2 protein-coding genes are annotated in these 1,715 nt (G+C 54.8%); one reads left to right on the top strand and one right to left on the bottom strand.

Annotated elements, in window-relative coordinates; translation table 11 throughout:
- Positions 1 to 116: 116 nt before the first annotated feature.
- Positions 117 to 518: a lysozyme inhibitor LprI family protein gene (locus BLO80_RS28705; RefSeq protein WP_092334460.1), complete on the bottom strand. Its 402-nt coding sequence runs from the start codon at positions 516 to 518 to the stop codon at positions 117 to 119.
- Positions 519 to 670: 152 nt separating this feature from the next.
- Between BLO80_RS28705 and BLO80_RS28710 the strand changes: the two genes are divergently transcribed.
- Entirely contained in the window at positions 671 to 1,129 is a 459-nt protein-coding gene (locus tag BLO80_RS28710; RefSeq protein ID WP_092334462.1) for an SRPBCC family protein, read from the top strand.
- The last annotated feature ends 586 nt before the right edge of the window (positions 1,130 to 1,715 follow it).

Below are 1,715 nucleotides of genomic sequence, written 5' to 3' on the forward strand. Positions count from 1 at the left end.
AATTCCGAAACCCCTATCTGCTGATGCAGGTAGGGGTTTTGTTTTTTCCGCAATAGAAAGTGTTGGCCAAAAAAAAGGATGACCTGCAGAGGTCATCCTTTTTTACATCCTGGCTGTCAAGCCTCGGGTACGGGGCAGCTCAAATCCCCTTCCTTGCACTTGAGATAGGTCTTGAACGCCTCGACCCGGGCCTTGGTCTGGGTGGTGATGCAATTGTTATAGATCAGCGGATAGGCACTGCCGCCCTCAACCCCAGAGGCAGAGAATTCGCATTCGGCATCACGGAAGCCTATCCAGGCACGCTGAGCCTTGACCAGCATTTTCTTGGCCTCGGGATTGTCCTTCAGGCGAGCGGTGATCTGCTTGTACAAACTGTTCAGCTCATTGTCGGCGGCCTTGTTTTCTTTGGCTGCGCATTGGTTCATCTCGCCTTGAGTAGTGGCGTCAGCGCAGTCGTCGGCCTGGGCAACGGCGACAAAAAACAATGGCATCAGGGCCAGGAGCAAGCGTAGGGACATGTTGGTTCTCTCCTTGAGGGTGAAAGCGCCGAGGGAGTTTACATCGCGCCGTGCTGTTTTAAAGTTGGTGAGCGCCAAACAACGGTCTGATACAACTTTCCGGTTGGCCTTGTGGTCTTACAAGCCTACTGTTGAAACACAGGAGGTGACTCATGCATTCATCCGACCGCATTGAAAGAAAGATCCTGCTCAAGGCCCCGCGCTCCCAGGTCTGGCGTGCCCTGGCCAATGCCGAAGCCTTTGGCCAATGGTTCGGTGTCGCCCTTGAGGGGAAACGGTTTGTGGCAGGCGAGCGTACCCAAGGGCAAATCACTTATCCAGGTTACGAACACCTTATCTGGGACGTAGCGGTGGAGCGGGTGGAGCCCGAGCGAGTGTTCTCGTTTCGCTGGCATCCTTACGCTGTCGAGCCGCAGGTAGATTATTCCCAGGAGGCCGAAACCCGAGTGCAATTCGAACTCGAAGACATGGATGGCGGTACCTTGCTCAAAGTCGTGGAGTCGGGCTTCAACAATATTCCCGAGGCACGTCGACTCAAGGCTTTTCGCATGGACAGCCGTGGCTGGGACGAGCAAATGGCCAATATTGAGGCGTTCCTGCACAAGCCTTGAGCCAGCCGGCTGGCGGAACTAAGGGTTTTCGGAGGGGCAGGTATAGCGAATGTCTTACACGATATGGTAGCTATGTCGTCTATTTCATTTTGGATCCTAGGCGTAATCTGGACTTATCCACTGAAGCACAGGAAGTGCTCAGGATCAGGGACGATCGACCATGCAAGGATTAGCTATCGACAGGGAGTCGTAATGGTCTTGGAAAAACCCGCTTCGGCGGGTTTTTTTTCGCCTGTTGAAAAGCCAGGAAAGCGTCCTATAGCGAAACGCTTACACGCTGTTGCTGCTTTCTCGTCTTTCTCCAAGTCACCGGTGGGCCTAATCTATGTTCATCCACTGAGTACAGGGAGTGCTTGGGGTCATGGATGATTGGACCAGGCATGGAATGCCGGACAGGGAGTCAAATTGGTCCTCAAAAACCCGCCTAGGCGGGTTTTTTTTCGTCTATGGGAAAGTGGCCTGATCATGCCAGGCGCCGGCTCATGGTGCGGTCGGCACCATCAGCGGCCAAGGTCTGGCCCCCAGGGGTACGCTCGGCACCATCAGCGGCCAAGGTCTGGCCCCCAGGGGTACGCTCGGCACCATC

The organism is Pseudomonas sp. NFACC56-3, from assembly GCF_900100025.1.
Lineage (GTDB): Bacteria > Pseudomonadota > Gammaproteobacteria > Pseudomonadales > Pseudomonadaceae > Aquipseudomonas > Aquipseudomonas fluorescens_AA.

Excerpts from the sequence above, each read along its gene's own strand:
- BLO80_RS28705 (WP_092334460.1), bottom strand. The coding sequence starts at position 518 with ATGTCCCTACGCTTGCTCCTGGCCCTGATGCCATTGTTTTTTGTCGCC.
- BLO80_RS28710 (WP_092334462.1), top strand. The coding sequence starts at position 671 with ATGCATTCATCCGACCGCATTGAAAGAAAGATCCTGCTCAAGGCCCCG.